Source organism: Bacillus sp. JJ1773 (assembly GCF_036962035.1).
Taxonomy (GTDB): Bacteria; Bacillota; Bacilli; order Bacillales; family Cytobacillaceae; genus Cytobacillus.
Genome location: NZ_JBALNX010000065.1, coordinates 24,820 through 31,931 on the forward strand (window position 1 = coordinate 24,820; position 7,112 = coordinate 31,931).

The 7,112-nt window shown below is 36.5% G+C and carries 6 protein-coding genes; all 6 read right to left on the reverse strand.

What is annotated here, in order from left to right; all coding sequences use genetic code 11:
- Window positions 1–3 precede the first annotated feature (3 nt).
- The 6 genes from V7127_RS19190 to V7127_RS19215 are packed head-to-tail and all read right to left on the reverse strand — an operon-like array spanning window position 4 to window position 6,854.
- The gene (locus V7127_RS19190; protein ID WP_335488656.1) at window positions 4–1,203 is read right to left on the reverse strand and encodes a hypothetical protein; all 1,200 of its coding nucleotides are present in this window, start codon (window positions 1,201–1,203) and stop codon (window positions 4–6) included.
- Window positions 1,203–2,141: a succinylglutamate desuccinylase/aspartoacylase family protein gene (locus V7127_RS19195; protein WP_335488659.1), complete on the reverse strand. Its 939-nt coding sequence runs from the start codon at window positions 2,139–2,141 to the stop codon at window positions 1,203–1,205. The genes V7127_RS19190 and V7127_RS19195 overlap by 1 nt, the downstream gene beginning before the upstream one ends.
- A 16-nt stretch (window positions 2,142–2,157) precedes the next feature.
- Window positions 2,158–3,060: a nickel transporter permease gene (gene nikC, locus V7127_RS19200; protein WP_335488662.1), complete on the reverse strand. Its 903-nt coding sequence runs from the start codon at window positions 3,058–3,060 to the stop codon at window positions 2,158–2,160.
- An 11-nt stretch (window positions 3,061–3,071) separates the two neighbouring features.
- A complete protein-coding gene (locus V7127_RS19205; protein WP_335343727.1) occupies window positions 3,072–4,055 on the reverse strand; it encodes an ABC transporter permease in 984 nt (327 codons plus the stop codon).
- Between the two features lie 56 nt (window positions 4,056–4,111).
- Complete coding sequence (locus V7127_RS19210) at window positions 4,112–5,737, reverse strand: ABC transporter substrate-binding protein (protein ID WP_335343726.1); 1,626 nt, start codon at window positions 5,735–5,737, stop codon at window positions 4,112–4,114.
- Window positions 5,738–5,768: 31 nt separating this feature from the next.
- Window positions 5,769–6,854: a M24 family metallopeptidase gene (locus V7127_RS19215; RefSeq protein ID WP_335488665.1), complete on the reverse strand. Its 1,086-nt coding sequence runs from the start codon at window positions 6,852–6,854 to the stop codon at window positions 5,769–5,771.
- Between the last annotated feature and the right edge of the window lie 258 nt (window positions 6,855–7,112).

Below are 7,112 nucleotides of genomic sequence, written 5' to 3' on the forward strand. Positions count from 1 at the left end.
TTCCTATCTAAATTGTTTAACTGTATCAGCGGATAACATGTTTTTATATAAAAAGTCATAGAATTCTACTTTTTTATTTTCAGGTAAATTAGTATATACCTGCTGAACTGCTTCATTACCTCTCCAATAGGAATAAATAAATGGAGCTCTTAGATTGTGTTTAAAGAAACGAAGTCTCGATTCAATCCAATTTTCCTCAGCAAATGCAAATTCTCTTAAAAATGCAGCTACCTCTTCATCTGATTTTTTCTCCGTATGAATCATATGGGCTGCATTTATTCCAGAGGTGGATTTAATTTCTTGGTATACTTGATAGATTTCATCATCAATCGTATGAACCCAATCAATAAAATGAATTCCGTTGTCACCAATTCCCTCAAAAATAGAGCTACTTGCCGTGTTTGTTATGACTAATGCCGCATCTAAAGGAATTTCACCAGATTTTACTCCTAACTCCCTAATCTTCATATTGGTGGTGTGCCCTGGAAAAGACTCATGACATACTAAATGCTTCAATGATTCATACGTGTAGGATAAATCACCATTAATATACATTTTTCCGCCAGGATAATCGCAGTAGGCGCTATATGGAACACCATAAACGACTACAGGGATAACTTCTGTATCTTCCATTTCTTTAAACATCTTTTGAACGACTCGTTCTTTACCTTGTAATAGCAGGTCTTTTAAAACAGATTCAATTTGCTGCGAAGGAACATGTTGTGTTTGTTCCCATTTCCTTACTTTTTCTAGTAAGGATCCCGTCAATCCTTTTTTGGACAATAGGCTATTCAATTTTCGGTGAAGACTTTTTCTTTCTTCAAGTGTAAGGGGATTTTCGTTTACATATAATAATCCCCTTACTTTTTCTCTGAAAGGAATAGATTCACCACTACACCATTTTGCGAGTATCATTAATGAACCAATTTGTTGTTGCATGTAATTTCTACGAACTTCGGATTGAATATTTACATATTTGTGTCTTAAATCCTCTAAATCTGAAAATATATCATTCCAAGAGTGATAATTATTTGGAGTTTCATTAGTTAAATTAACTGGAACTAATCCTTCATTATCTAAGGACTCTTCATTGGTTAATGGAATATTTTTTCGATAAAACCTATCCATTCCAAGAACAACTTTTGTATAGTATTGGGATAATTTGTGATCTAAATCCTCAAAAAGGACCGTTTGGGTACTCATTAATTTTTCTCCGCACTATCAAGATTTCCTAACATAAATCCAAAATCACCTGGGTCTACTTTATGAAAGAGGCCTCTCGTTAAAATCACCAAGTTTTTTTGAAAAGGTGTGCGAATGACCTCAAGTTCTTCGAAAGTTCTTGGATTATATGTCCGTGCGAGAACTTGATTACCCTCAATTACTGTACCAACTGAACTAAAATCAAACTCTGGCACCATAATTCCTCCTTGTATTGGACGAATAGTGGCAATTTCAGTCATAACCTTCTGTTCAGGTGCAGGAGTCATCTCCCCAGGAATCATTTTCAATTTCTTCATTACATTAAATATTCCTGCAACCCCTCTTTCAATATCCCTGTCATAGTTCGGACCCCCTCCAACCTCGACAGTAATACTTGGGATTCCTTTTCCTATTGCATAAGTAGCTGTTGTTCCTTCGTATGGATTGGAAGGACGATACAGGATTGGGAAGTTAAACGCCCTTGATAATTCTTCATCATTCTGAATGTATACATAATCAACAATTGGAATAGCTCCACCGGCGTGCAAGTCAATATAAACATCAATATGATCTAAAAAGTTCTCTACCATAGAATGGGCAAGTTGTTCTGTTACCCAGCCATTTTTATTTCCTGGAAACAAGCGATTCATATTGTTCATATCAAGGGGTGTATTTCGGGTCATGCTTTCAAAAGCAAGAGGATTGGCAACTGGGAGCAGCTTTACGACCCCAGATAGATTGCTTTCATCTAATCTGTTATAAACGCGTCGAATAATTTCCGCCCCTATAATCTCATCGCCATGCACTAATGCTGAAATGCCAAGTACAGGCCCTTCTTTTACACCGTGAATAGTATGAATCGGTAATGAAAGTGGATTTCCATTCGATAAATGTGTAACAATAACCTCTTTATATTCGCGTGTAGATGTAACTGTCATGATAATTCCTCCTTAATTAATTTCGTTTTAGTTTTGAATCCGTTAAATCTCTAATCCCATCACCTAATAAATTAAATCCTAAAACAGTAATCATAATTGCCATTCCAGGATAGATTGACAAATAAGGGGCTTCCCGAATAAATTTCATTCCGAAGGCCAATGTCCATCCCCAACTAGATTCCGGTGGTTGAATCCCTAATCCCAAGAAGCTAAGAGTTGCTTCGGAGACAATGGCTGTACCAAGTCCTAATGTAGCGACAACGACAATCGGGGCTAAACAATTGGGCAATATATTAAAGAAGATAATCCGAAAGTCACTTGATCCAATCGTTTTTGCTGCCTGAATATATTCCTCCTCTTTTATAGCAAGAACATTGGCTCGGACAATTCTAGCGTAATTTGTCCAGTATACAAATCCCAAAGCTAATATGACATTTTCTATACCTGGTCCTAGTGCTGCAACAAGTGCGATGGCTAAAAGCAATACAGGAAACGATAAAACAATATCAACTATGCGCATAATAATTGTGTCAACCCATCCACCGTAATATCCGGAAATTAATCCAAGGGTTACCCCAATGACCATAGCTATAGCCACTGATATTAAACCGACTTGAAGGGAAACCCTTGCTCCATAGATCAATCTAGTAAACAAATCACGTCCAAATTGATCGGTTCCTAAAATATGTCCATCTTTCATTGGAGTAAGAAGACGATTTCCCATCTCCATTTCATATGGGTCATGAGTCGATATGAGAGGTGCAAAAATCGCACAAAATATAACAATTAAAACGAATATTCCTCCTATTAATACTGATTTACTTTTAGTCAAAAGATGAAGGAATTCTCCTAATTTAAACCTCTTTTTGGGTAAATTATTTGTTTTGTTTTCCGTTTGGAATTGATTTGAAAGCTCCATCACCTCCCTCCTTAAGCTTGTTGGATTTTTGGATTGATAACGGCATATAGGATATCTACAATCAAGTTAATCAAAGCGAAAATAAGCGCAATCATTAATACACAGCCTTGAACAACTGGAAAATCTCTCTGACTAATCGCTGTTATTACTAATCGACCGATACCGGGCCACGCAAATACTGTCTCAGTTACAATCGCACCACCAAGTAAATTTCCAAATTGGAGCCCTACGATTGTTACAACAGGGATTAAAGCATTTCTAAAAGCGTGCTTCATGATCACAATAAATCCTCTAACTCCCTTTGCTTCAGCTGTTCGAATATAGTCCTCTTTCAATACTTCAAGCATGGCTGAGCGGACCATTCGAGTGATTAATGCTGCACTCATGACACCTAGAGTGAACGCCGGTAAAATTAAATGCTTAAGGCTATCTACCACATAGTAAAGGTTTCCGGACTGAATTGTATGCCCGATGGCTTCATATAAAGGCTCTCCCCTTCCGAAAGAAGGTAGGATATTTAAGTTTACTGAGAAGCCAATAATTAATAGTAGACCGAGCCAGAAAACAGGCATAGAAACCCCAAGTTGAGCAAAAAACATGCTAACGTAATCGAGCCATGAGAATTGTTTTGCAGCTGATAGAATCCCTAATGGAATAGCAATAATTAGCGCAATGACCATAGCGATGAGAGCTAGTTCGATGGTTGCTGGTAAATGCTTGAAAATCAGTGTAATCACGGGTGTATCTTGAAAAATCGAAATTCCTAGATTTCCTTGAAACAGGTTTTTAAGAAAAACCATTAACTGAATATAAAGTGGTTCATTTAATCCCATCACATTTCTTAATCGTTCGAGATCCTCAGGTGTTGCATCTTGGCCAAGCAAGGTCAAGGCAGGATCACCTGGTATTAAGTGCAAAAGAAAGAATACAAGGATGGATATCCCTAATAGTACGGGTATAAATTGTAGAAATCGTTTGATTATAAATGTTGCCACTTAGACCACTCCTGACTTTAAAGGAAAGGAGGGATCTCCCCTCCCTTATTTCAGACTTAATTTGATATTTCAGCCATTTTTAGTCCATTAAAACTTCCACTTGGATGAATGTTAAAACCAGTTAAGTTTTTGCTATACATGGCAATATATCCTTGGTACAGAACGACATTATACGCTACTTCCTCGGTAACAATCTTTGCGGCTTCCTGGTAGATTGAAGTGCGTTCCGTTCGATCAAGTGCTGCTCTTCCTTCTTCAATTAATTTGTCAACGGTTGGATTACTGTATTTTCCGTAGTTACTTCCGCCATTAGTATGAAATGGATTATAAAAAGAACGATCTGGATCAATTTGATTTAACCAGCCAACTAGTGCAATATCAAAATTACCTTCAGTTAATGCTGCGCTAAAAGTTGGCCACTCGCTTGTTTTTACTTCTGTTTGAATTCCATATTTGGTGAATTCATTTTGTAAGTATTCAACAGTCTGTATACGGTTTGGATCCTCGCTATGAGTCGATAGAGTAATAGTTAACTTTTCTCCGTTTTTATCTAGTATTCCATCTCCATCGGTATCTTCCCATCCAGCTTCTTTGAATAGCTCTGCAGCTTTACTAGGATCATAAGGGAATCCAGAAATGGAATCATCATAAGCCCAAGATGCAGGAATTAGTGGTGATTTACCTGGTTTATCCATCCCTTGATAAATATCAGTGGAAATAACGTCTTTGTTTACTAAGTGTGAAATGGCTTGACGGACATTCATATCAGATAGGATAGGGTGTTTTTGGTTAAAGTTTAAATAAGTAAATCCTAGTCCCTCAGTTTCCTTGACTTCAAATTTGTTATTTTCTTTTAATCGTTTAATATCCTGTGGTGAGAGTGGTGAATGGACTAAGTCAATATCTCCTGATTCAAGAGAAGCTACGCGTGTAGAGTTGTCAGGAATAATAAAATACGTGATCTTTTTCGTTTTTGGTTCTCCATTCCAATAGTTTTCATTTGCTTCAAATGAAATTTTACTATTTTTATCCCACTTCACCATTTTATAGGCACCAGTTCCTATTGGATTACTTGATAAGGAATTATCATTTTTTTCACCAATATGTTTTGGGACAATTCCAATATTTAAATAGGTTAACAAAGGGGCTGACGGTTGTTTTAAAGTGAATTTCACCTGATGACTATTAATTACTTCTACAGATTCTATTGGTGCATAAAAAGAAGCGGAAGGTGCTTGAAAGTTTGGATCAATGATACTGTCATAGGTATACTTAACGTCTTCTGCAGTGAATGGCTCACCGTCATGGAATGTTACATCATCACGGAGAGTGAAAATCCACGTGGTTGGATCAGGATTCTCCCATTCTTTTGCAAGTGCTGGTTCTGGCTCCAAATTAGCTGAAAGGACAATAAGTCCATCATAAACAAGTTCTGAAACTCTTGTTGCCGAGACATCTTTAGAAAGACGTGGGTCCATAGTTCCTGCATCAACATCTAATCCGACCTTTATGTCATCTCTCTTTTCGGAAGTGGCGCTGCTGCCAACAGAATCACTAGAACTACTAGAGTCATTGGAACCTGAGTTCGTGCTTGAAGGCTTTTCATAGGAACAACCCGCTAGAAAAGCTGTAAGGGTTAAAGCAATAACAAATACTATAGACACCCATTTTTTTTGCCCCATAATTTTCATATTCCTCCTTTGGCTTCTCCTTTTAATTTTGTTCTACGCTAGTGAATTCTATATATTGCACCTCCTTGGAGCAATTTGTGAGAACTTCACAACCATTTTTAGTAACAACAACGATGTCTTCTATTCGAATCCCATATTTATTCGGAAAATATAGTCCGGGCTCTATACTGAAAGCCATTCCAGGTTGGATTACATCATGGTTGTTTTTATGAATAGACACTCCCTCATGAAGTTCTAGTCCAATGCCGTGTCCAGTTCGATGAATAAAATATTGATGGTAACTTTTTTTTGCAAACAAACTTCTAATAAATAAATCTATTTCGGAAAATAGCACCCCTGGTTTGACCATTTCAATCGCTTGTAATTGTGCTTCGTGAACGACTTTATATAAATCTTCAAATTTTTGATTTTTTCTACCTAAGAAAAAAGTTCTTGTAATATCAGAGCAATACTCCTTAAACACCCCACCCATATCTATTAAAATTGGTTGATCCATACGACACATTTGGTCGGTTATGACATGGTGAGGATTTGCCGAGTTTTCTCCGAATCCGATAATTGGATTGAAGGACAGTTCTTCAACTCCATGCTCTGCGAAGAAACTCTTAATTGTTCTTGCAACTTCTTTTTCTGAAGCAGGAAAATGTTGGAGTTGGAGAATTTGATACATGACTGCATCTGCAATCCTTGCCGATTGCCGAAGAGTATCAATTTCCTGCTCATCTTTAATTTCTCTCAACTTTTCTATAATTGTACTTTTTTCAAAAGTTATTTCTGGGAACTCTTTCAACAAATCAATTAAATAGGAACATAGCCAATTCTGGTCGATTCCTAATTTTTCGTGGTTCAAAAAGTTAGTAGCCAACATTTGTAGCGGATTCATTTCATCACTGTAATAGACGATTTCAATTTCAGTTGACATAGGAACTTGATCGAAAAACATTTGATGAATAAATAGTTTTGGCTTTTTTTTAAGTGATAATAGTAGTGCGGTCATCCGTTCACCTGTATCAATGTTTGCCCCTAATAAATACTTCAAATTATTAATGGAAGTGACGACCAAATGGTCAAATCGATTTGATTCTAATTCATGTAAACAGTTCTTCAATCTAGTAGAATATGGTTCCAATTTCCAAATCATCCCTTTCTAGTTAAAAATAAAAGACCGAGCCATGTCGAAATAACCCTTATAAAAGGAAGATTTCGAACAGCTCGGTCTTAAAAATCTTTGTTATGAGTAGGGGCTTCCTACCCACTGATCTTTAGGCTCGCTGGTTTTTGTAATCATTTGAATATTTTGTATATTTGGATTATATATATTACCAATAATAAAGTCAATAAATAAATAAATAAATTTATTTATTTT

Coding starts and splice junctions, on each gene's coding strand:
- nikC (WP_335488662.1), bottom strand. CDS start 3,060: ATGGAGCTTTCAAATCAATTCCAAACGGAAAACAAAACAAATAATTTA.
- V7127_RS19210 (WP_335343726.1), bottom strand. CDS start 5,737: ATGGGGCAAAAAAAATGGGTGTCTATAGTATTTGTTATTGCTTTAACC.
- V7127_RS19195 (WP_335488659.1), bottom strand. CDS start 2,141: ATGACAGTTACATCTACACGCGAATATAAAGAGGTTATTGTTACACAT.
- V7127_RS19190 (WP_335488656.1), bottom strand. CDS start 1,203: ATGAGTACCCAAACGGTCCTTTTTGAGGATTTAGATCACAAATTATCC.